The sequence below is a fragment of the Vibrio sp. Isolate24 genome (assembly GCF_022398215.1).
Classification (GTDB): Bacteria; Pseudomonadota; Gammaproteobacteria; order Enterobacterales; family Vibrionaceae; genus Vibrio; species Vibrio coralliilyticus_A.
In genome coordinates this window covers 1-19,695 of record NZ_JAKEUU010000012.1, presented here as the reverse complement: position 1 = coordinate 19,695, position 19,695 = coordinate 1, and the positions used below count along the sequence as shown (strand labels likewise).

22 protein-coding genes, 2 tRNA genes and 1 rRNA gene are annotated in these 19,695 nt (G+C 44.0%); 5 read left to right on the top strand and 20 right to left on the bottom strand.

Annotated features, from left to right (window positions below; all coding sequences use genetic code 11):
- Positions 1-15: 15 nt before the first annotated feature.
- The 3 genes from L1D23_RS21245 to L1D23_RS21235 all read right to left on the bottom strand — a co-directional run bounded on the left by L1D23_RS21245 (position 16) and on the right by L1D23_RS21235 (position 970).
- Positions 16-540, bottom strand: coding sequence for an A24 family peptidase (locus L1D23_RS21245; protein ID WP_239871462.1), 525 nt, complete (start codon positions 538-540; stop codon positions 16-18).
- Between the two features lie 25 nt (positions 541-565).
- Positions 566-718: a hypothetical protein gene (locus tag L1D23_RS21240; protein WP_239837403.1), complete on the bottom strand. Its 153-nt coding sequence runs from the start codon at positions 716-718 to the stop codon at positions 566-568.
- Positions 719-796: 78 nt separating this feature from the next.
- Positions 797-970, bottom strand: coding sequence for a Flp family type IVb pilin (locus L1D23_RS21235; RefSeq protein ID WP_239837402.1), 174 nt, complete (start codon positions 968-970; stop codon positions 797-799).
- 501 nt (positions 971-1,471) lie between these two features.
- Between L1D23_RS21235 and L1D23_RS21230 the strand changes: the two genes are divergently transcribed.
- The 3 genes from L1D23_RS21230 (at position 1,472) to L1D23_RS21220 (ending at position 5,018) form a co-directional block, all read left to right on the top strand.
- Positions 1,472-2,209 carry an AraC family transcriptional regulator gene (locus L1D23_RS21230; RefSeq protein ID WP_239837401.1) on the top strand — a complete coding sequence of 246 codons (738 nt, stop codon included), beginning with the start codon at positions 1,472-1,474 and terminating at the stop codon, positions 2,207-2,209.
- A 133-nt stretch (positions 2,210-2,342) separates the two neighbouring features.
- Complete coding sequence (locus tag L1D23_RS21225; RefSeq protein WP_239871460.1) at positions 2,343-4,028, top strand: AMP-binding protein; 1,686 nt, start codon at positions 2,343-2,345, stop codon at positions 4,026-4,028.
- Between the two features lie 90 nt (positions 4,029-4,118).
- Entirely contained in the window at positions 4,119-5,018 is a 900-nt protein-coding gene (locus tag L1D23_RS21220; protein ID WP_239837399.1) for a LysR substrate-binding domain-containing protein, read from the top strand.
- 12 nt (positions 5,019-5,030) lie between these two features.
- Here the strand turns inward: L1D23_RS21220 and L1D23_RS21215 are convergent, their stop codons facing one another.
- On the bottom strand, positions 5,031-5,237 hold the full coding sequence (locus tag L1D23_RS21215) for a DUF1127 domain-containing protein (RefSeq protein ID WP_239837398.1): 207 nt from the start codon (positions 5,235-5,237) through the stop codon (positions 5,031-5,033).
- Between the two features lie 97 nt (positions 5,238-5,334).
- On the opposite strand from L1D23_RS21215, the gene L1D23_RS21210 reads away from it, so the two are divergent.
- Entirely contained in the window at positions 5,335-6,267 is a 933-nt protein-coding gene (locus L1D23_RS21210; RefSeq protein WP_239871456.1) for a LysR substrate-binding domain-containing protein, read from the top strand.
- 138 nt (positions 6,268-6,405) lie between these two features.
- Here the strand turns inward: L1D23_RS21210 and fusA are convergent, their stop codons facing one another.
- The 12 genes from fusA to trmJ form a co-directional block, all read right to left on the bottom strand.
- Complete coding sequence (gene fusA / locus L1D23_RS21205) at positions 6,406-8,493, bottom strand: elongation factor G (protein WP_239871454.1); 2,088 nt, start codon at positions 8,491-8,493, stop codon at positions 6,406-6,408.
- Positions 8,494-8,719: 226 nt separating this feature from the next.
- Positions 8,720-9,148 (bottom strand): nucleoside-diphosphate kinase, encoded by a 429-nt coding sequence (gene ndk, locus L1D23_RS21200; RefSeq protein WP_239871451.1) that lies wholly within the window; start codon positions 9,146-9,148, stop codon positions 8,720-8,722.
- Between the two features lie 58 nt (positions 9,149-9,206).
- Positions 9,207-10,505 carry an aminopeptidase PepB gene (pepB, locus tag L1D23_RS21195; RefSeq protein WP_239871448.1) on the bottom strand — a complete coding sequence of 433 codons (1,299 nt, stop codon included), beginning with the start codon at positions 10,503-10,505 and terminating at the stop codon, positions 9,207-9,209.
- Between the two features lie 161 nt (positions 10,506-10,666).
- Positions 10,667-10,861: a Fe-S cluster assembly protein IscX gene (gene iscX, locus L1D23_RS21190; protein WP_239837393.1), complete on the bottom strand. Its 195-nt coding sequence runs from the start codon at positions 10,859-10,861 to the stop codon at positions 10,667-10,669.
- 30 nt (positions 10,862-10,891) lie between these two features.
- Entirely contained in the window at positions 10,892-11,230 is a 339-nt protein-coding gene (gene fdx, locus L1D23_RS21185) for an ISC system 2Fe-2S type ferredoxin (protein ID WP_239837392.1), read from the bottom strand.
- Between the two features lie 13 nt (positions 11,231-11,243).
- On the bottom strand, positions 11,244-13,097 hold the full coding sequence (hscA, locus tag L1D23_RS21180; RefSeq protein ID WP_239871445.1) for a Fe-S protein assembly chaperone HscA: 1,854 nt from the start codon (positions 13,095-13,097) through the stop codon (positions 11,244-11,246).
- Between the two features lie 19 nt (positions 13,098-13,116).
- Positions 13,117-13,632 (bottom strand): co-chaperone HscB, encoded by a 516-nt coding sequence (hscB, locus tag L1D23_RS21175; protein ID WP_239871442.1) that lies wholly within the window; start codon positions 13,630-13,632, stop codon positions 13,117-13,119.
- 55 nt (positions 13,633-13,687) lie between these two features.
- Positions 13,688-14,011, bottom strand: coding sequence for an iron-sulfur cluster assembly protein IscA (gene iscA / locus L1D23_RS21170; RefSeq protein ID WP_004747799.1), 324 nt, complete (start codon positions 14,009-14,011; stop codon positions 13,688-13,690).
- A 66-nt stretch (positions 14,012-14,077) separates the two neighbouring features.
- Positions 14,078-14,461, bottom strand: coding sequence for a Fe-S cluster assembly scaffold IscU (gene iscU, locus L1D23_RS21165; protein WP_239837389.1), 384 nt, complete (start codon positions 14,459-14,461; stop codon positions 14,078-14,080).
- 50 nt (positions 14,462-14,511) lie between these two features.
- Entirely contained in the window at positions 14,512-15,726 is a 1,215-nt protein-coding gene (locus L1D23_RS21160) for an IscS subfamily cysteine desulfurase (protein WP_239837388.1), read from the bottom strand.
- Between the two features lie 29 nt (positions 15,727-15,755).
- A complete protein-coding gene (iscR, locus tag L1D23_RS21155; protein ID WP_239837387.1) occupies positions 15,756-16,262 on the bottom strand; it encodes a Fe-S cluster assembly transcriptional regulator IscR in 507 nt (168 codons plus the stop codon).
- A gap of 118 nt (positions 16,263-16,380) precedes the next feature.
- Positions 16,381-17,106 carry a tRNA (cytosine(32)/uridine(32)-2'-O)-methyltransferase TrmJ gene (gene trmJ / locus L1D23_RS21150; protein ID WP_239871439.1) on the bottom strand — a complete coding sequence of 242 codons (726 nt, stop codon included), beginning with the start codon at positions 17,104-17,106 and terminating at the stop codon, positions 16,381-16,383.
- A 178-nt stretch (positions 17,107-17,284) separates the two neighbouring features.
- On the opposite strand from trmJ, the gene suhB reads away from it, so the two are divergent.
- Positions 17,285-18,088, top strand: a complete 804-nt coding sequence (suhB, locus tag L1D23_RS21145; RefSeq protein ID WP_239871436.1) for an inositol-1-monophosphatase — start codon at positions 17,285-17,287, stop codon at positions 18,086-18,088.
- Between the two features lie 63 nt (positions 18,089-18,151).
- On the opposite strand, the gene L1D23_RS21140 is transcribed toward suhB, so the two are convergent.
- The 4 genes from L1D23_RS21140 to rrf form a co-directional block, all read right to left on the bottom strand.
- Positions 18,152-19,048 (bottom strand): AraC family transcriptional regulator, encoded by an 897-nt coding sequence (locus L1D23_RS21140; RefSeq protein WP_239871433.1) that lies wholly within the window; start codon positions 19,046-19,048, stop codon positions 18,152-18,154.
- A gap of 186 nt (positions 19,049-19,234) precedes the next feature.
- Positions 19,235-19,311 (bottom strand) — tRNA-Trp (locus L1D23_RS21135).
- A gap of 33 nt (positions 19,312-19,344) precedes the next feature.
- Positions 19,345-19,421 (bottom strand) — tRNA-Asp (locus tag L1D23_RS21130).
- A gap of 41 nt (positions 19,422-19,462) precedes the next feature.
- Positions 19,463-19,578, bottom strand: a 5S ribosomal RNA gene (gene rrf, locus L1D23_RS21125).
- Positions 19,579-19,695: the final 117 nt, after the last annotated feature.

Here is a 19,695-nt window from a genome sequence, read left to right as displayed (position 1 = left end):
AATGACTCCTTGTCATTAATTCAAAAAATAAAAATAAATTGCAATTCCTAACACAACGACTGGAGCAAATGGCATTCTGTAATGGTCGCTCATCTTCCTTTTGAACGAACCACCTACAACTTTCGAACCAGATTCACCATACATAGCAAGAAGAGAGTATTTATTAAATATGGCCTTCGCTTTTTCTGGGGATTCCGCTATTCGTAATAACGCATAGAAAACACCCACTACTACGCTTGACACTGCGATCCAAAATATCGCCTGAGTAATATGTTCGCTTCCTAACCAGAAACCAACCACACCCAAAAGTTTTACATCCCCAGGCGCCATCACTTTTAAAAAGTAAAGAAGTAGCGCACAAATAAAGCAAGTAATACCAGTAATAAATGACCAAAATAGAAGGGAAATATCTTGAAGGAAAAAAACTTTGTTGATAAAAACCAAGCCAATAATAGCTAATAACAAAGTATTAGGTATACGATGTTCTTTCGCATCGGAAACGGCTACAGCAAATAATACAATCCATATAAGTAAATTCATTTAACCGCTCCTGCGATCTCATCCACTAACTAAATAGTGACGCAAACTCAGTGGTCAGTATTCCTCTAAATGCAACAAATAAACCAGCAAATCCCACCACAATAAGACCAGCGCCAACCACATATTCCACCACAGTTAGGCCTTCTTCATCTTCCAAGAAGCGTTTTATATTGTTCACGATGCCATTCTCCTTCGACAAACGCACAAATGACCCACGGCCTAAGCCATGGGTCGGGAATCATCAACTATGCTTAGATTAGCCACCTGAACTAAAGATACTACCTAGTTGAGTTGTCAGTGTGCTACTAAAGGTGGTAAAAATCCCCGTTAAACCCGCAACAAGAAGGCCAGCACCGACAACGTATTCAACGACCGTTAAACCTTCTTCATCCTTAAGAAATGCTTTGATATTGGTTAGTACTTTATTCATGACCAGTCTCCTTTCTAAAAGTACATGTAAGCTGTCTCGCTTAACCTTTAATTTAGATATTTGATCGAATAAGAGTTAGGATTTTTTTATCCATCTTTGGTACTTTTTTGCTATAAATTTGCTTAATAAAAAGCAATAAAAGCGAATAAAAATAATACTTAGGTCATAATTTAGATTATTTACCCTAATATAAATTTAAAAAAAACACCTCACAATATATTGTTTTATAAAGTTAATTTTTCCATAGAGATAAAACCCAAACGAGAGCAGAAATTTATTTTTTCCATGTATCAACTTTGATACTTGACAAGATACAACAAAAACAAAATGGAGACCCAGATCCCATAAAATCTAAAAACAAAATACACTAAACTCAATAAAGGCACTCAATGGGCATAGTGTTAAGGGTGAAAATGATAGGAAAGTCTTAGTTGAGATTATCAGGACCTCACCTAATCTTATTAACAGAACACAAAACAACAACCTAGGAATGCGCTTTCAGTGGATGTATTGCATAAGGGATATTGGCTTGGCCAATCAATAAGTTACGTTCATAAAGATACGGTGAGAGAGTTAGAGAGATTTTTTCACCTTCTTGACTATGGTTATGACGTTTCAGTATTGAGTGAGCCAGACATCGATTTTTGTTTTTTTTTCTACGAAGAAAATTTTGAGTCGCTGTTTCTGACTACAGCAAAGATCTGTCAAAACCTACACAAACACCTTGTTCTGTTATATCGCGATCACTTGGATCCCGAAGTCGAACAATTAGAGGTTGTCTTTTCAACACTCGATCTTAACGATAAGTCAATCAAACCTTGGGTCGAAGAGCTAAGTAAGCAAGTTCACTATCAGTTTAACAAGCACCAAGAGATCTTAGAGATCCATAAACTTCCCGCTATAGCAGAACAAAAGAAAATCAGTAAAGATCTGGTTGAGATTCTTAGATACATTGATAAAAACCTATCACGCACCATTCGCGAAGAAGATATAGCTGAGTACTGTCATTACTCAGTGACCTATTTTTCTAAGTTCTTTCATAAGTCGATAGGAGTCAGCTTCAGAGACTATTTAACACTAAAAAGAATAAGCCTTGCAAAGCAACTTCTTAGTGAAAAGCGAAAAGAGAAAATTTCCTTCATCGCCTTTCAATGTGGCTACAATGATGTGTCTTACTTTGCGCGTATTTTTAAAAAGAAAACGGGCTTCAGTCCGGCTATTTATCGGCAACTTCACTAGTTTTCACGTCACGGTCACAAGTTCCTGTTCAACTATCCTCTTATGCTTCCCTCTCTTTCACCCTGCGTGCTAAAGTTAACAAGCTGTTAACAATAAAAATATCATAACTTTGCCAATAACATGGAGTTAGAAAATGATTCAGCCTAACGAGTTAAGCAAAACAACTTGTGCTCTCCCACCACCAAATGAAATGATCCTTCGCTGGGCAGAGGAACGCCCGAATGAAGTGTATCTAAAACAAATAATTAACCGTCAATTCGTTGAATTTACCTACGCAGAAGTTGCCGATAAAGCACTTAAGCTGGTTTCTGCGTTGCAGGAATTAGGCTTGCAGCCTCGGGACAAAGTTGCTTTAGTCTCGAAAAACTGCGCTGAATGGTTTATTTGTGATTTAGCGATGATGCTTGGTGATTTTGTCAGTGTACCGATTTTTCCAACAGCAGGCGCGGACACAATTGAGTACTGTGTCACTCATAGCGAAAGTAAAGCCTTGATAGGAGGCAAGCTCGATGACGCAGCAGCAACCCAGCAAGTGCTGGATGCAATGCCAAACCTAATCAGTATTGCACTTCCCTACGATACCGCTCCAAAGTGTCAGCACAGCTTTAATGATTTAATCACTCAGTCTCAGCCCAGTACGGCAAGACCTGAGCATTACGATGATAAGTTAATGTCGCTGGTTTATACATCAGGTACATCAGGTTTACCAAAAGGTGCGATGCTCACCTACGGAGCCTTTAGCTGGTCAGTACAACAATTGATCGATCATATTGGTATCCAAGAAAATGACCGCCTATTCTCTTATTTACCACTCGCCCACATAACTGAGCGAGTATATATCTTTGGTTCTTCTATCATGGGTGGCGTTCCAACCGCTTTCCCAGAATCGCTAGACACCTTCATTGAAGATGTAAAAATGCAAAGGCCAACGCTGTTCATCTCAGTTCCACGTTTATGGACACTGTTCCAGCAGCGAATTCAAGACAAACTACCTCAGAAAAAACTCAATATCCTGCTCAAAATACCTTTCATTAACTCATTGATTAAGAAGAAACTGGCTGATGGCCTTGGCCTAGATCAAGCTCGTGTTCTGGGCTGTGGTTCTGCTCCAGTCTCACCAGCACTACTTAACTGGTATCACAGCGTCGGACTCAACATCACAGAAGCTTGGGGAATGACGGAATCATTCGCTTACAGCACGCTTAACTACCCATTTAGAGCCGACAAGATTGGCTCTGTCGGTAATGCAGGGCCTGGTATCGAGCTAAAAATCGCTGATGATGATGAAATCATGGTACGCGGTAAGGGCCTTTTCTCTGGCTACTACAAGAACGACATTGCGACACAGGAGTCGTTTGACTCTGAAGGTTGGCTGCACACTGGTGATATTGGCTCCATTGACAGTGACGGCTACTTAACCATTCAGGGCCGAAAAAAAGACACCTTCAAGACCGCAAAAGGGAAGTTTGTTGCGCCAGTCCCTATCGAGAAAAAACTCTTTGAGTACAGTCGTGTAGAAATGATGTGCTTGATTGGCCTTGGATTACCGGCACCAATCCTTTTGGTTGTACCGCATGACTTCCCTAACTTTGATCGTGAGCGCTATGAAAGAACAACAAACAAAGTGATCAAGAGAATGAACGCGGAGCTGGAATCTCATGAGCAAATCAAAGGTGTTCTGATGATAAAAGAGCCATGGAGTATTGAGAATGGCATTCTTACTCCGACGTTAAAGATCAAACGTCATGTCCTAGAACAGAAATATCATGACATCGGCCACAACTGGCCGAAAGGACAGCTTGTCGTCTGGGAAGACTAAACCAAGGAGAGCGAAAGCTCTCCTTTTTGCTTTTTTATCATTTGTCATTATGATGCATAGCCACAATGGAGCTTATTGAAGGGAATCTCTATGGATGCAAGACTGCATCATCTACCTGGTTTACGCTATTTTGAAGTCGCAGCTAGGCTGAACAGCTATAGCCGAGCAGCAGAAGAGCTGTTTGTCAGCCAAGCCGCGGTGAGCCAAAAGATACGTCAACTTGAGGACGGATTAGGCTGTAAACTCTTTATCCGCGATGGGCGAGAAATGCGCCTGACAGAACAAGGGAAAATCCTTTTCAAGCATGTCTCTTTGGGGCTTGAAAACATCATCACTGGCTTAAACCAAATTCAGAGCGAACCGATTGAAGGCTTACTTTGTGTCAATTCAACCCCTTCGTTTGCATCTAGGTGGCTACTTCCTCGGCTTTGGAAATTCTCAATTCAGCATCCCAACATCCCTATTCGTATCCTAACCAGTTGCGACGCACCAAACTTAAAACAAGGTGATGCCGATCTAGCGATTTGGCAAGGCGAGCAGCTCGATATAGAAAATAATAAAGCTTTCCACAAAGAGTTCCTGTTCGAAGAGACCATTTACCCTTTTTGCTCTCCTCACCTAGCAAAATCCATTAATTTAAAAAAACCTTCTCAGCTTCAAGCTTGTTGGTTAATCCATTATGAATCCGGCGGTTATCCTTGGGAGTCATGGTTTGCTCAAGCAGGTGTCCGTATGAGCAAGAACTCTGTTCGCTGGATGGAAGTCAGCACATTCGATCATGCCATGAAAGCGGTGATGTCTGGACACGGGGCTTGTCTCGCCTCTGATTCACTGGCCAATGATTATGTTGAGCGAGGCTTACTCATTAAGCCTTTTGATATTGGCATGACGCCGGGCATTCAGTTCAACCTCTTTTATGACAAGGAATCCCCTCGCCGACAACGCATCGCTGCATTTACCAACTGGCTGCACAGTGAAATTGCAGAGTAACCCTTTTACGGATTACTCATCCCAGAATCGTCGAATGCTTTCTCCATGCGATTGCTCTTTTGTTAAACCTAGATCATCAAGCAGGTGATCTGGCAGATGTTCCAGTTGTTTACGTGTTGTATGATTGCGCCACCAGCGTGCAATTTTAGTTAAGATTTTTTTGTCCCAAACCAAAGTGTCAGATATTCTTTGCTTATAGCCATATTCTGAAGTTTCCATATTTACTCTCCGATATTGTCTTTACTGAGTAAATAATTAACTATATTGATACCTTCCTCAAACGATACAGATTGACCATCAGTTAAGGAAAACTAAAGTGAAAGATCGACTACCTCCTTTACAAGGTATTTATTACTTCTACACCGCAGCGAAACTCGGCAGTTTCAAGCTTGCGGCTCAAGAGCTCTACGTAACGGCTGCTGCAATCAGCCAACAGATTCGGCAATTGGAAGACTTTTTGGGTACCGAGCTTTTCCTACGACAGCATCGTAAAGTCACTTTAACGATGGAAGGCGAGATATTATTCGACCAAGCCCAGCGAGGGTTTGAACATCTTCATCGTGGTATTAGACAAATCAACCAAGACCCGAATCCTAATCAGCTATCCATCTCAACCCTACCTTCTTTCGCACAGCACTGGCTGGTGCCTAGAATTGGTCATTTCAGGCAACAAAACCCCGATCTTGAGCTCATGATTGAACCCACTAGCGAGCTAGCCAATTTTCAAACCTCCAGTCTCGACTTATGTATTCGCTATGGTCCCGGAAATTACCCCAATATCGCCTCAGAGTTACTGATGGAGGAGCTGCTTTATCCGGTTTGTCACCCTATCTATCAAAAACAGCATAGTGTTTACGAGTTGAGCGATCTGACAGGCGCAGATTTAATTGAAGATTACTGGCGAGATATAGATTGGGGAGTTTGGCTCAGCAATGTCGGCCATAAAGCTTCAAAGCCAAGTTTAAAATACAATGGCTCACATTTTGTTTTGGAAGGCGCTCTAGCGGTGCAAGGGGTTGCCCTAGCAAAACATACGTTAGCACAAAGATACATTGAAGAAGGGAAATTGGTGCGCATTGGCAATTTAGCACAAAGAACGGATTACAATTACTTCCTTTGTGCTCCGAGTGCCTATTTTAGACGTGAAAAAATTCAACAATTCTGCGATTGGATTTTCGGTCAAGTTGAAGAGTGTAGAAAGGAACACCCTAGTGGTTTGGAGATTATTGATACTCGAAGCCTAAAGTGAACGTAATGATAGCCAGAAAATACAGCGGGCCATATTCAGTCCCACTCGTACTTCAAAACAGCCCCTTTTAGGCCCAAAAAGAAAACCCCTGAAGCTTTCACTTCAGGGGTTTTAAAGCTATCTAGCTAGCGTAAAGAATTACTTCTTCTCGTTACGCTCTTTAACTTCTGCGATTACTTGCTCAGCAACGTTTGCTGGACAAGGTGCGTAGTGTGCGAACTCCATAGAGAACTGACCACGACCAGAAGTGATAGTACGTAGGTGACCGATGTAGCCAAACATTTCTGATAGAGGAACGTCTGCTTTAATACGAACGCCTGTAGTACCAGCTTGTTGGTCTTTGATCATACCACGACGACGGTTAAGGTCACCGATTACGTCACCAACGTTGTCTTCTGGAGTGAATACGTCAACGTTCATGATTGGCTCTAGAAGTTGTGCACCCGCTTTAGGCATAGACTGACGGAATGCGCCTTTAGCAGCGATTTCGTAAGCGATAGCTGAAGAGTCAACTGCGTGGAAACCACCGTCGAATAGTTCAACTTCTACGTCTAGAGTTGGGAAGCCAGCTAGAACACCAGTTTCCATCATGCCTTGGAAGCCTTTCTCAACTGCAGGCCAGAATTCTTTAGGTACGTTACCACCAACAACTGTTGAAGAGAACGTAAAGCCAGAGTTTGGCTCACCTGGTTTGATGCGGTAGTCGATTTTCGCGAACTGACCAGAACCACCAGACTGCTTCTTGTGCGTGTAGCTATCTTCAACTGGTTGAGTGATAGTTTCACGGTAAGCTACCTGTGGAGCACCTACTTCTAGCTCAACGCCGTAAGTACGCTTAAGGATGTCTACCTTGATGTCTAGGTGAAGTTCACCCATACCTTTCAGGATAGTCTCACCTGAATCTTCATCAGTCTCAACTTGGAAAGATGGATCTTCTGCAACCATCTTACCGATAGCGATACCCATTTTCTCAGTAGAACCTTTGTCCTTCGGAGAAACAGCGATAGAGATTACTGGTTCTGGGAAGATCATAGCTTCAAGAGTACATTCGTGCTTAGGATCACATAGAGTGTGACCAGTTTGAACGTTCTTCATACCAACTACAGCGATGATGTCACCCGCTTGTGCTTCAGTAAGCTCGTTACGCTCGTCTGCTTGCATCTCACACATACGACCGATACGCTCAGTCTTACCAGTTGCAGAGTTAAGGATAGTGTCACCCTTCTTCATGCGACCAGAGTAGATACGGATGAACGTTAGTGCACCGAAACGGTCGTCCATGATCTTAAATGCTAGCGCTTTTAATGGCTCGTCTGCTGATACAGTTGCAACTTCACCAGTTGGCTCGCCAGTTTCTGGATCAGTTAGAGGCTGAGGATCAACTTCAGTTGGCGCTGGTAGGTAATCTACAACAGCGTCTAGTACTAGCTGAACACCCTTGTTCTTGAACGCAGAACCACAGAATGTTGGGAAGAATGCTAGGTCACGTGTACCTTTACGGATACAACGCTTAAGGTCTTCAATAGAAGGCTCTTCACCTTCCATGTAAGCTTCCATTAGGTCGTCGTCTTGCTCTACAGCAGTCTCAACTAGCTCTTCACGGTACTGTTCTAGATCGTCAACCATGTCAGCTGGAACGTCTTGAACTTCGTAGTTTTCTGGAAGACCTGAGTCATCCCATACGTACGCTTTACGAGTCAGTACGTCTACAACACCAACGAAATCGTCTTCACGACCGATAGGCAGAGTCATTACTAGTGGGTTTGCACCTAGAACGTTCTTCACTTGGTCAACAACGCGGAAGAAGTCTGCACCCATACGGTCTAGTTTGTTTACGAAGATCAGACGAGATACTTCTGAATCGTTAGCGTAGCGCCAGTTAGTTTCTGACTGAGGCTCAACACCACCAGAACCACAGAATACACCGATACCACCGTCAAGAACTTTAAGTGAACGGTAAACTTCTACTGTAAAGTCAACGTGTCCTGGAGTATCGATAACGTTTAGGCGGTGGCCATTCCACTCACAAGTTACGGCAGCAGACTGGATTGTGATACCACGCTCAGCTTCCTGCTCCATGAAGTCAGTTGTAGACTCACCGTCATGTACTTCACCAGTTTTGTGGATTTTACCAGTAAGCTTAAGGATACGCTCAGTGGTGGTAGTTTTACCCGCATCAACGTGCGCGAAAATACCAATGTTTCTGTACTTTGATAAATCTGCCATTGTCTTACTCTGTTAATAAGGTATAAATTGCGCGCAGAGTATATCACAATCTGTCAAGACTGATAGCTTTGCGTGCCTATGTGAATAAAAAAAACTTTTCTCACCAATACTAGCAGTAAATGATGAGTTTTTATGATCAATCTAAGCTCGTTATACGAGCTTATATAGAGAAAAAGGGCTGCTCATATCATTATTCGCAGCACCTTTGTGTTACTTAAGCCACGGCTTATCCGCGTGGGCAGATTTCAGCTTGAGGGAAGAAGAACTCAATTTCACGCGCTGCGGACTCTGGGCTATCTGAGCCATGAACAGAGTTATGGCGCATGCTGAGTGCGTAATCAGCGCGAATCGTACCACATGCCGCTTCTTCCGGGTTGGTTTTACCCATTAGCTCCCGATAGCGAGCAATAGCATTTTCGCCTTCAAGAACCTGCACCATAATAGGACCTGAAGTCATAAACGCTTTGAGATCTTCAAAGAATGGCTTGCCTTCATGTTCAGCGTAAAATCCGCTCGCTTGCGCTTCAGTTAAACGTACCATTTTCGCTGCAATAATCTGTAAACCCGCTTTTTCAATACGATGATAGATCTCACCGATGAGGTTGCGTTCTACTGCATCGGGCTTAATGATCGAAAAGGTTCTTTCTAGAGCCATAGGGTATCCTTTTATTTTCTTTGTTTTACTTCAAGAAACAGCTAGCTGTTTCTTGGATTTATTTGTTTGCTTGCTGAATGAGTAGGCCTGCAAGAGTACGCACGCCAACACCTGTCGCACCAGCTGCCCACTTGTCGGTGGCAGACTTACGGTACGTTGCAGCACAGTCGAAATGTAACCAACCTTTCTTATAGTCTTCTACAAAGTAAGAGAGGAAAGCGGCAGCGGTACTTGCACCTGGAGAATAATCACCGCTACTGATGTTGGATAAGTCCGCAAAGTTTGACGGTAACATCCCACGATGGAAATCCGCTAAAGGTAGAGGCCAAAGGCCTTCCTTTTCTTCTCTTGCCGCCGATTGCGCTTGTTGAGAAAGCTCTTCATCAAAACTCATCAGTGCGTGGTAATCGTTACCCAATGCATTTTTGGCTGCGCCTGTTAGGGTCGCGCAATCAATGATCAGCTCAGGGTTTTGTTCACTCGCATAAATAAGGCCATCGGCAAGAACAAGGCGACCTTCCGCATCGGTATTCATGATCTCAACGGTTTTGCCATTTTTATAGGTAATGATGTCACCCAGCTTAAGTGCACGCCCAGAAATCATATTCTCTGCACAGCAAAGGATCAGTTTCACACGCTTGTTCAACCCACGCATAATCGCGAGACCTAAGCCGCCAGTAATAGTCCCTGAGCCGCCCATATCCGCTTTCATCGCCGTCATAAAGCCAGATGGTTTAATGCTGTAACCACCGGAGTCGAAGGTAATACCTTTACCGACTAAACATGCCCACACTGGTGCGTCTTCGTCACCAGTTGGGTTAAAGTCTAATTGGAGCATCGCCGATGTACGTTCAGAGCCTCGACCTACCGCATAGATGCCTTCCCAGCCTTCCGCTAGCAAGTCTTTATCTTTCACGATTCGAGCTTTAACCGTACCTTCTGGCGCGACCGACTTGATAAACTCAGCAGCCATGGTCGCGAGCTGACGTGGTGCCACTTCTTCAGCAGGCTTGTTAATAATATCGCGAGTAAATTCGGTCGCTTTAATGCGCGCTTCCAACTCACTCTGAGCTGCTTCCACTAACTCAGGTAAAGCTAATGTGTTGTTTTTCTTTGGTCCACGATAGCCTTGGTGAAATGCCCATACACTTTCTAGGTCCCAACCTGCGCCTTCTAGAGAGACAGCCGTAATAACTTGTGAATCCAATTTACGCGCTGCGCGTTGGACAGCGCCAAGATCATGGCCTTCACCGAGGTGAATGGTGGCACCATTCTCAGTGAAAGAAAGGATCGCTTTTTCCCCCCAGTGCGGTGCAGCGGGCTCTTGACTCAAAAATACTGACATCTGTGTAGACATGGTTTCTCCTTGTCCTTTTATTAGCGTTGCCTACGCCATTTTGCTTAACGTTCGGATGTTAGCATTTTGTAGGGTTAAAATGTCAATTCGATAAAAAAACGGGCACTGAGGCCCGTTATTTTTAGTAAAATTTGTTAACTGGAAAGACTTTTTCAGCAGTATCAATCCATTTCATCCATCCAGCATAGGATCACAGCTTCAAGAATCTTCTCATTTGAACGATTAGGCTCGTCATCAAAGTCATCCAGTTCCATGATCCATTGGTGTAGATCGGTAAAACGTACTGTCTTTGGATCCACTTCTGGAAATTTATCGCACAATTCAATTGCAATATCGCGGGAGTCTGTCCATTTCATGATTACACGTCCTATATGATGATACGTAGATTAGTGATCTTCTGATGCGTGGTTTAATGTGTACTTAGGGATTTCAACTACAAGGTCTTCGTCAGAAACTCTCGCTTGGCAGCCCAAACGAGACTCAGGCTCTAAGCCCCATGCTTTATCTAGCATGTCATCTTCAAGCTCATCGCTCTCTTCCAAGGAATCAAACCCTTCGCGGATAACAACATGACAAGTCGTACAGGCACACGATTTTTCACACGCATGCTCAATACCAATACCATTTTTCAGAGCCACATCCAGTACAGTTTCACCCGTATTTGCTTCCAGTACAGCACCTTCTGGGCATAAATCTTCGTGTGGTAATACTATAATTTTAGGCATAACTTCTTATCTCTTAAATATCATCTACCGATTGACCTGACAGTGCAGCTCGAATCGATTTATCCATACGGCGTGAAGCAAATTCTTGGCTTGCTTTGTCTGTATCCTTGATTCCCTGCTCAATAGCCTCTGCATTTTCGCCATTACGAAGCTCAATCAAAGACTCAATAGCTTTAATCAACACTTCTCTTTCAGCTGTAGACAGTAACTCGTCACCATCAGCTTGCATTGCAGCTAGCAAACCTTCAATCACTCGGTCAGCTTCAACACGTTGCTCTGCCAAAGCTCGCGCCTTCATATCTTCTTTCGCATAAGTCATCGACTCTCGAAGCATGTTTGCGACTTCGTCATCACTCAAGCCATAAGAAGGCTTCACTTGAATTTCAGACTGAACACCCGTGCTCTTTTCCATCGCAGTCACAGAGAGTAAACCGTCCGCATCCACTTGGTATGTCACTCGGATATGTGCGGCGCCCGCAGCCATTGGTGGAATACCTTTGAGTGAAAAGCGAGCGAGCGAGCGGCAGTCATCTACCATTTCACGTTCACCTTGAACAATATGAACACTCATGGCCGTCTGACCATCCTTAAACGTGGTAAATTCTTGTGCTCGTGCGACTGGAATCGTGGTGTTGCGTGGGATAATTTTCTCAACCAACCCACCCATGGTTTCAATGCCGAGAGAAAGTGGAATAACATCGAGTAGCAGCATTTCTGAGTCAGGCTTGTTCCCCACTAAAATATCCGCTTGAATACCTGCACCAATGGCAACCACTTCATCAGGGTTGATGCTAGTGAGCGGCGTTCTGCCAAAAAAGTCGCCAACCATTTCGCGGACAAGTAGTGTACGAGTTGAACCGCCAACCATGACAACTTCAAGCACATCATCCGCATCAACGTCTGCATCTTTCAGTGCTCGGCGACAAGACATCAGGGTTTTCTTTACAAGAGGCTGAATTAAAGATTCAAATTCCTCTCGCGTCACACAACCTTTCCAACCAAGGATGTCAACGTCGACACTATCTTGCTCAGAAAATGCAATTTTTGTTTCCGTCGCGATATTGAGAACCTTGCGGTTTTGCTCGGCCGTCAGTGCGGTGTGAACTCCAGCCTTTTCAATCAAGAATTCAGCGAGGAGATGATCAAAGTCGTCGCCGCCTAATGCTGAGTCGCCACCAGTAGCCAGTACTTCGAATACACCCTTTGATAAACGAAGTATTGAGATATCAAACGTACCACCACCGAGGTCATAAACAGCAATGATGCCTTCCTGACCAGAGTCTAGACCATATGCGATCGCCGCCGCCGTAGGCTCGTTCAAAAGACGAAGCACATGAAGGCCCGCCAGTTTAGCTGCATCCTTAGTTCCGGCGCGCTGAGCATCATCAAAATATGCTGGTACAGTAATCACTACACCCGCTAAATCTCCCCCGAGCGTTTCTTCAGCACGCTGTCCTAACGCTTTCAAAATATCGGCTGAGACTTCAATTGGGTTTTTATCGCCGGATGCGGTCTGAAGAACAGGAAGACCGTTATCACTCGCTTTAAATTGATAAGGTAGATTTGGATAGCGAGCCTGAATATCTTCAAGTGAGCGGCCAATTAACCGCTTCACTGAAATCACTGTGTTCTGTGGGTCAACTTCGGCTTGCGCTTTCGCGTCATAACCTACTTCAGTTTGCTCACCATCATAGTGGACGATTGATGGCAGGATGCTACGCCCTTGCTTATCTTTTAGCGTTGCAGCATCGCCGCTGCGAACAGACGCAACAAGTGAATTTGTCGTGCCAAGATCGATGCCCGCAGCCAGTTTATGCTCATGTGGCGCCGAGCTTTGACCCGGTTCTGCGATTTGAAGTAATGCCATGGTGGTTCCTTATCTATAACTAGCCGAGGAGTTTCTCTTCCACTAGCTCGATTTCATTTTTTAATTTGGCGATAAATTTTAGCTTACGTACACGCTCAGCGGCTTGCAGCCAAAGACCATCATTCAGTTCCTGCTCAACAGACTGAAGATGCTGCTTGTACATTTTGCTCACCTTGCTATCAAAGTCGAATAGCGCGTCTTCTGGATCAGACTGAGTCGAGATCGCTTCAAGCTCTTCACGCAGCTCCATTTGCTCCATTAGAAACATGGGATCACTCATCGTTTGCTGTTCGCCACGAATATCCACACCATTTTCAGCAAGAATGTACTCTGCACGAGAGAGAGGGCTTTTTAAGACTTGATAAGCATCGTTAATCTCTGATGCTTTTTGTACCGCCATTAGGCGATCACGCTCGGATCCATTGGCAAAGTTGTCTGGATGGAAGCGTTTTTGAAGATCACGGAATTGTGAAGAAAGAAGGCTACCATCCAGCTGAAACTGACTTGGTAGCCCAAATAATTCAAAGTAATTCATGGAGAATTCGGCCCTTGGTAATCAACCTGCAAGTGAGGCTTGCAGGTGCTATCAATTATACGTTGAAGCTTTCACCACAACCACATTCACTTTTAGCATTCGGGTTATTGAATTCAAAGCCTTCATTCAACCCTTCTTTAACATAGTCAAGCTCTGTACCATCTAAGTACACTAGGCTCTTTTGATCGATAATGACCTTAACACCTTCGTGTTCGAATACCGAGTCTTCTTCGTTAAGTTCATCAACAAATTCAAGCACATAAGCCATACCAGAACAGCCAGTCGTCTTGACACCTAAGCGTAAACCGATACCTTTTCCTCGGTTTTCTAAGAATGTTCTAACGCGACTTGCCGCGGTTTCTGTCATTGTGATGGCCATACTGCACCTTGTGTGTTGATTTGCGAACGGAATGGGAGCTTTAGGCTCCCATTATATACTGATTACTTAGTCTTGGTGTTTTTTCTTATAGTCAGCAACCGCTGCTTTGATTGCATCCTCTGCAAGAATTGAGCAGTGTACTTTTACTGGCGGTAATTCAAGTTCTTCAGCAATTTCAGCATTCTTAATCGCTGCTGCTTCATCAATACTCTTACCTTTAACCCACTCAGTTACCAGTGAACTTGATGCAATCGCGCTACCGCAACCGTACGTCTTAAACTTTGCATCTTCAATAATACCTTCCGGTGTTACCTTGATTTGAAGTTTCATTACGTCACCACAAGCAGGGGCTCCTACCATGCCGCTACCTACCGCTGGATCTTCTTTATCGAATGAACCAACGTTGCGTGGGTTCTCGTAGTGATCAATTACTTTTTCGCTATATGCCATGTTATTTACCTCGAATCCTCTATTACTATCCTTGGAGCTTTAGTTACTGATTAGTGGTGTGCCCACTCAACAGTACTTAAATCCACTCCCTCTTTGTACATATCCCATAGAGGAGACATGTCGCGCAGCTTAGTAACGGCTACGCGGATTTGTTCAATTGCGTAATCCACTTCTTCTTCAGTAGTAAAGCGACCGAATGAGAAACGTACAGAACTGTGTGCCAGCTCATCATCTAAACCTAGAGCGCGAAGAACATACGAAGGTTCTAGGCTTGCAGATGTACACGCACTGCCAGAAGAGACGGCAAGATCTTTAAGAGACATCAGCAGTGATTCACCTTCTACGAAAGCAAAGCTAATGTTTAGGTTATGCGGTACGCGCTGTTCAAATGAACCGTTTACAGTAACGGCTTCAAGATCCTTAACTCCATCATAAAGACGGTTACGCAGTGCCATTGCATGGTCATAATCTTTCTGCATATCTTCTTTAGCAATGCGGAAAGCTTCACCCATACCAACAATTTGGTGTGTCGCCAATGTGCCAGAACGGAAACCACGTTCATGGCCACCACCGTGCATCTGAGCTTCTAGACGGATACGAGGCTTACGACGTACATACAATGCGCCAATACCCTTAGGACCGTACGCCTTGTGCGCAGATAGTGAAATCAAATCGACTTTCATTTCTTGCACATCAATTGGAAGCTTACCAGCTGATTGCGCTGCATCCACATGGAAAACAACTTTGCGCTCACGGCATAATTCGCCAATTGAAGCGATATCTTGGATAACACCGATTTCGTTATTCACATGCATGATAGAAACCAATACCGTGTCTTCACGCATCGCTGATTCAAGCTTTTTAAGATCGATCAAGCCATTCGATTCTGGCTCAAGGTATGTCACCTCGAAGCCTTCGCGTTCTAATTGACGACAAGGATCTAGGACAGCTTTGTGCTCAGTTTTGCACGTAATAACGTGTTTACCTTTCTTCGAATAGAAATGAGCTGCACCTTTGATTGCAAGGTTATCTGATTCTGTCGCGCCAGAAGTGAAAACAATTTCGCGAGGGTCGGCATTCAGTAGATCAGCAATTTGCTCACGAGCAGTATCAACCGCTTCTTCTGCCTGCCAGCCGTATCGATGTGAACGAGATGCTGGGTTACCAAACGTACCGTCCATTGTCATGTACTGAACCATTTTTTCAGCCACACGAGGGTCTACAGGACAAGTCGCTGAATAATCTAGATAAATAGGCAGTTTCATTCTCTACTCCAATGTAACAGGCAAACCGCTTAAGAGCGGACATTTACACCGATGGGCGCGGTGTTAGAATTCTTGTTAGAAAACCCATGATTTACCGCAAGATCTAGGTCTTGTCGGTCTGAAATTTCAAGGACTTCATTATCCGTCATCAACTCACCCAAGGTGATGTTGTTTAAGAAGTCACTAATACGTGAGCTCAAATCACGCCAAAGAGTGTGCGTCAGGCAGCGCGTTCCACCTTGACAGTCGGCTTTACCGTGACACTTAGTTGCATCCACAGACTCATCAACAGCGGCGATAACTGTGCCGATAGCAATGGTATTCGCTTCTGCTCCCAATCGGTAACCACCACCAGGACCACGAACGCTGGAGACTAACCCCGCTTTACGTAGCTTGGAAAACAACTGCTCCAGATAAGAAAGCGAGATACCTTGACGTTCAGAAATGTCCGCCAACGGTACTGGGTTTTGCTGTGAGTGCAGAGCCACATCTAACATGGCTGTAACTGCGTATCTTCCTTTAGATGTAAGTCTCATATAACACCATATCCACATCGTTTATGTGGTATAGAGTTTTTCATACTTGAGTAATTTGGTCAAGTATATAATTGACTATTTTACTCAAGTATTCAACCCCACATAAAAGGAGGATAAATCAACGACTCATTTTCTTCTCAACAGAGGTCAAAATCCCGCGCAGAATATTCAGTTCTTGAGCTTCAGGTCGGGCCCGATTGAACAAACGACGTAGCTTGTTCATAACCTTACCTGGATGATCATCACTAATGAATTGGGTTAACTTAGCCACTTTTTCAAGGTGCAGGAAAAACAATTCGAGTTCTTTGTGCCTAGGGTATTCCTCAGTCGTAACGGGTTGATATTGGCTTTGTTCTTTATCTAAGTAAGCCATACGAACTTCGTAGCTAAGTGTTTGTACTGCCATCGCTAAGTTCAACGAACTGTATTCGGGGTTGGCTGGAATACATACGTGATAATGACAAGTCTGTAATTCCTCATTCGTTAACCCTGTTCGTTCACGACCAAATACCAAGGCAACAGGAGCCACAGAGCCTTGTTCCACGAATTTCTTACCGCATTCACGAGGCTCTAGCATTGGCCATTCTAAGGTGCGCGAACGTGCGCTGGAGCCAACGACCAAACTGCAATCCGCAACGGCATCACTCAAAGTCTCTGCAATAGTAGCCTGCTGTACAATGTCAGCAGCCCCAGCCGCGAGTGCAATAGCCTGATCATCGATCTCACATTGAGGTTCAACCAGAACTAGGTTAGACAATCCCATCACCTTCATAGCGCGAGCTGCAGAGCCGATATTTCCTGAGTGAGATGTGCCAACCAGTACTACTTTGACATTGTTTAGCATTGGTGTTTTCCAAGACAGAATTTTGAACTGCGCGATATTATCATATACCTGAGTAAAATGGTCAGACCCTTTCACGGAATTAACTCAAAAGTGTAAAAATTAACCACTTCCATTTGGAGGTTTATCTGGTATACTGCTGCCCGTTTTTCTGTTCTTTAACATCCGTTGGGAAATTAGTATGCATCCAATGCTTAATATTGCTATTCGTGCTGCACGAAAAGCAGGCAATCATATTGCTAAATCTTTAGAAAATGCTGAGAAGATTGAATCGACTCAAAAAGGCATCAATGACTTTGTTACTAACGTAGACAAAGAAGCAGAAGCTATCATCATCGATACGATCAAAGCGTCTTACCCTGATCACACTGTTGTTGGTGAAGAATCAGGCCTTATTCAAGGTAAAGATGACGAAGTGCAATGGATCATCGACCCACTGGATGGCACAACAAACTTTGTAAAAGGTTTGCCTCATTTTTCTGTATCGATTGCTGTACGCATCAAAGGCAAAACAGAAGTCGCTTGTGTTTATGACCCTATGCTCAACGAGCTCTTCACGGCTCAACGTGGTTCTGGGGCTCAACTTAACAATGCTCGCATTCGTGTTAAGCAATTAAAAGATCTTCAAGGCACTGTTCTAGCTACAGGTTTCCCATTCAAACAGAAGCAACACTCTGAGTCTTACTTCAAGATCATGTCTTCACTCTTTGTTGATTGTTCAGACTTCCGTCGTACGGGCTCTGCCGCCCTAGACTTATGTTATTTAGCAGCTGGGCGTGTTGATGGATTCTTCGAACTTGGCCTAAAGCCTTGGGACATCGCTGCAGGTGAATTGATTGCTCGCGAAGCTGGCGCTATTGTCACCGACTTCGCTGGTGGTACGGATTATATAAAATCTGGTAACCTTGTTGCTTCAAGTGCACGTGGTGTAAAAGGTATTCTTAAGCACATCCGTGAAAATGGCAATGAAGCACTCCTAAAATAACCAAAAGCTCCGTCACAGCTGAAATTCTTAGCCCGCTCTACAACGAGTGGGCTTTTTGTTTAATTAGATTTTGATAGCTTCACAAAAACTCACATCAGCCCTACCCGTTTTCTCATCATAAGAATGATACAGTTCGAAACATGGGCGCTGATCCAGCTCAAACTCTTTCGCAATGATTTCCTCAATCAACTGATTCCAGTATTTTTCATATTGCTGTTTATCTTCAACAGTTTTACGTAATACTGCATAGCTCCCCGCAGGGATCACCTCGATAGCAACGCCACTCCCACCAGTCGTACCTTCAGGTACTTGCAAAGCGATATCTGTTCGACACTTATCAGCAGGTGTAATTTCAGGGTTATCATGATAGAGAAATAGGCATTCTCCTTGTAAACCTTTAGCCCCAGCCCATAAATAGAGCTTTTCTACCGCTTCTTCATAGTTCTCACCGTAAGGCCCAACAACCCGAACATACGCAACCGTTCTCTTTTCTAAATTCACTGTCTTCATATCAATATTCCCTTGCTTCTTTAATTCGAAATCAGAATATCTAAGAGAAGCACCTACTTCGTTACCATTCTTGCGGAGCTTGGATCCAATCTTGCTATTTCTCATTAAAGCCGAGTATTCCTGCATGGTTTGGCATTGCTTAATCTGAGTTGGGGTGACACCAATATAAGTTTTAAAGCTTTTGGCCATAGCCTGAGAGCTTGAAAAGCCACACTCTAGTGCCACTGCTGTTATTGAAGAGGATTGAAACATGAGTAACTGTGCAGCTTTCTCATACCTTATTCGGCGTATATATTCAGAGATGGTCTCCCCTGTTACGACTTTAAACACTCGATGTAAGTGGAAAGGTGAGAGATTGGCGACCTTTGAGGCCTTATCTAAATTAAGTCGCTCAGAGCAGTTCTCCTCTAAATAGAATTGAAGCTGTCTAACCCTTTGCAAGTGATCCATTCCCTCTCCTATCATCCAATCCTGCTACCATGCTAACACAGTAAAGTAAGATCATTAGGTAGTAGATTCACAGGCGATTGTTTTGTGATAGATATAAATCCATCATTGGTAAAGGTGGCTATTGGTTAGACTGGAGACAAACGAAAAATGAAAAAGGCTCTAGTCTTTCGACTAGAGCCTTAAATATGGCAGGGGTGGAGAGATTCGAACTCCCAACACGCGGATTTGGAATCCGCTGCTCTGCCAATTGGAGCTACACCCCTATCTCGTGTTTAATGAGACGACTCTCTAATAAGTGGCGGAGTGGACGGGACTCGAACCCGCGACCCCCGGCGTGACAGGCCGGTATTCTAACCAACTGAACTACCACTCCGCAGTGGTATCATCTGCTATTGCAGATGTCCAAAATTTAAAGCCTGGCGATGTCCTACTCTCACATGGGGAAGCCCCACACTACCATCGGCGCTATTGCGTTTCACTTCTGAGTTCGGCATGGAGTCAGGTGGGTCCACAACGCTATGGTCGCCAAGCAAATTCTTAATTCGGAAAGCTGCTTTCTTTAAAATAAAGAGCAAGTTCTGTGTTTACACATTCAATGTTCTACTTTGAGTCCATCAAAACCCTTTGGGTGTTGTATGGTTAAGCCT

What these genes read in the sequence shown, in the direction of transcription:
- suhB (WP_239871436.1), top strand. Translation starts at nt 17,285, where the DNA reads ATGCATCCAATGCTTAATATTGCTATTCGTGCTGCACGAAAAGCAGGC.
- fusA (WP_239871454.1), bottom strand. Translation starts at nt 8,493, where the DNA reads ATGGCAGATTTATCAAAGTACAGAAACATTGGTATTTTCGCGCACGTT.
- iscU (WP_239837389.1), bottom strand. Translation starts at nt 14,461, where the DNA reads ATGGCATATAGCGAAAAAGTAATTGATCACTACGAGAACCCACGCAAC.
- pepB (WP_239871448.1), bottom strand. Translation starts at nt 10,505, where the DNA reads ATGTCTACACAGATGTCAGTATTTTTGAGTCAAGAGCCCGCTGCACCG.
- iscR (WP_239837387.1), bottom strand. Translation starts at nt 16,262, where the DNA reads ATGAGACTTACATCTAAAGGAAGATACGCAGTTACAGCCATGTTAGAT.
- L1D23_RS21215 (WP_239837398.1), bottom strand. Translation starts at nt 5,237, where the DNA reads ATGGAAACTTCAGAATATGGCTATAAGCAAAGAATATCTGACACTTTG.
- L1D23_RS21140 (WP_239871433.1), bottom strand. Translation starts at nt 19,048, where the DNA reads ATGGATCACTTGCAAAGGGTTAGACAGCTTCAATTCTATTTAGAGGAG.
- L1D23_RS21235 (WP_239837402.1), bottom strand. Translation starts at nt 970, where the DNA reads ATGAATAAAGTACTAACCAATATCAAAGCATTTCTTAAGGATGAAGAA.
- L1D23_RS21225 (WP_239871460.1), top strand. Translation starts at nt 2,343, where the DNA reads ATGATTCAGCCTAACGAGTTAAGCAAAACAACTTGTGCTCTCCCACCA.
- fdx (WP_239837392.1), bottom strand. Translation starts at nt 11,230, where the DNA reads ATGCCTAAAATTATAGTATTACCACACGAAGATTTATGCCCAGAAGGT.
- iscA (WP_004747799.1), bottom strand. Translation starts at nt 14,011, where the DNA reads ATGGCCATCACAATGACAGAAACCGCGGCAAGTCGCGTTAGAACATTC.
- ndk (WP_239871451.1), bottom strand. Translation starts at nt 9,148, where the DNA reads ATGGCTCTAGAAAGAACCTTTTCGATCATTAAGCCCGATGCAGTAGAA.
- L1D23_RS21160 (WP_239837388.1), bottom strand. Translation starts at nt 15,726, where the DNA reads ATGAAACTGCCTATTTATCTAGATTATTCAGCGACTTGTCCTGTAGAC.
- iscX (WP_239837393.1), bottom strand. Translation starts at nt 10,861, where the DNA reads ATGAAATGGACAGACTCCCGCGATATTGCAATTGAATTGTGCGATAAA.
- trmJ (WP_239871439.1), bottom strand. Translation starts at nt 17,106, where the DNA reads ATGCTAAACAATGTCAAAGTAGTACTGGTTGGCACATCTCACTCAGGA.
- hscB (WP_239871442.1), bottom strand. Translation starts at nt 13,632, where the DNA reads ATGAATTACTTTGAATTATTTGGGCTACCAAGTCAGTTTCAGCTGGAT.
- L1D23_RS21245 (WP_239871462.1), bottom strand. Translation starts at nt 540, where the DNA reads ATGAATTTACTTATATGGATTGTATTATTTGCTGTAGCCGTTTCCGAT.
- L1D23_RS21220 (WP_239837399.1), top strand. Translation starts at nt 4,119, where the DNA reads ATGGATGCAAGACTGCATCATCTACCTGGTTTACGCTATTTTGAAGTC.
- hscA (WP_239871445.1), bottom strand. Translation starts at nt 13,097, where the DNA reads ATGGCATTACTTCAAATCGCAGAACCGGGTCAAAGCTCGGCGCCACAT.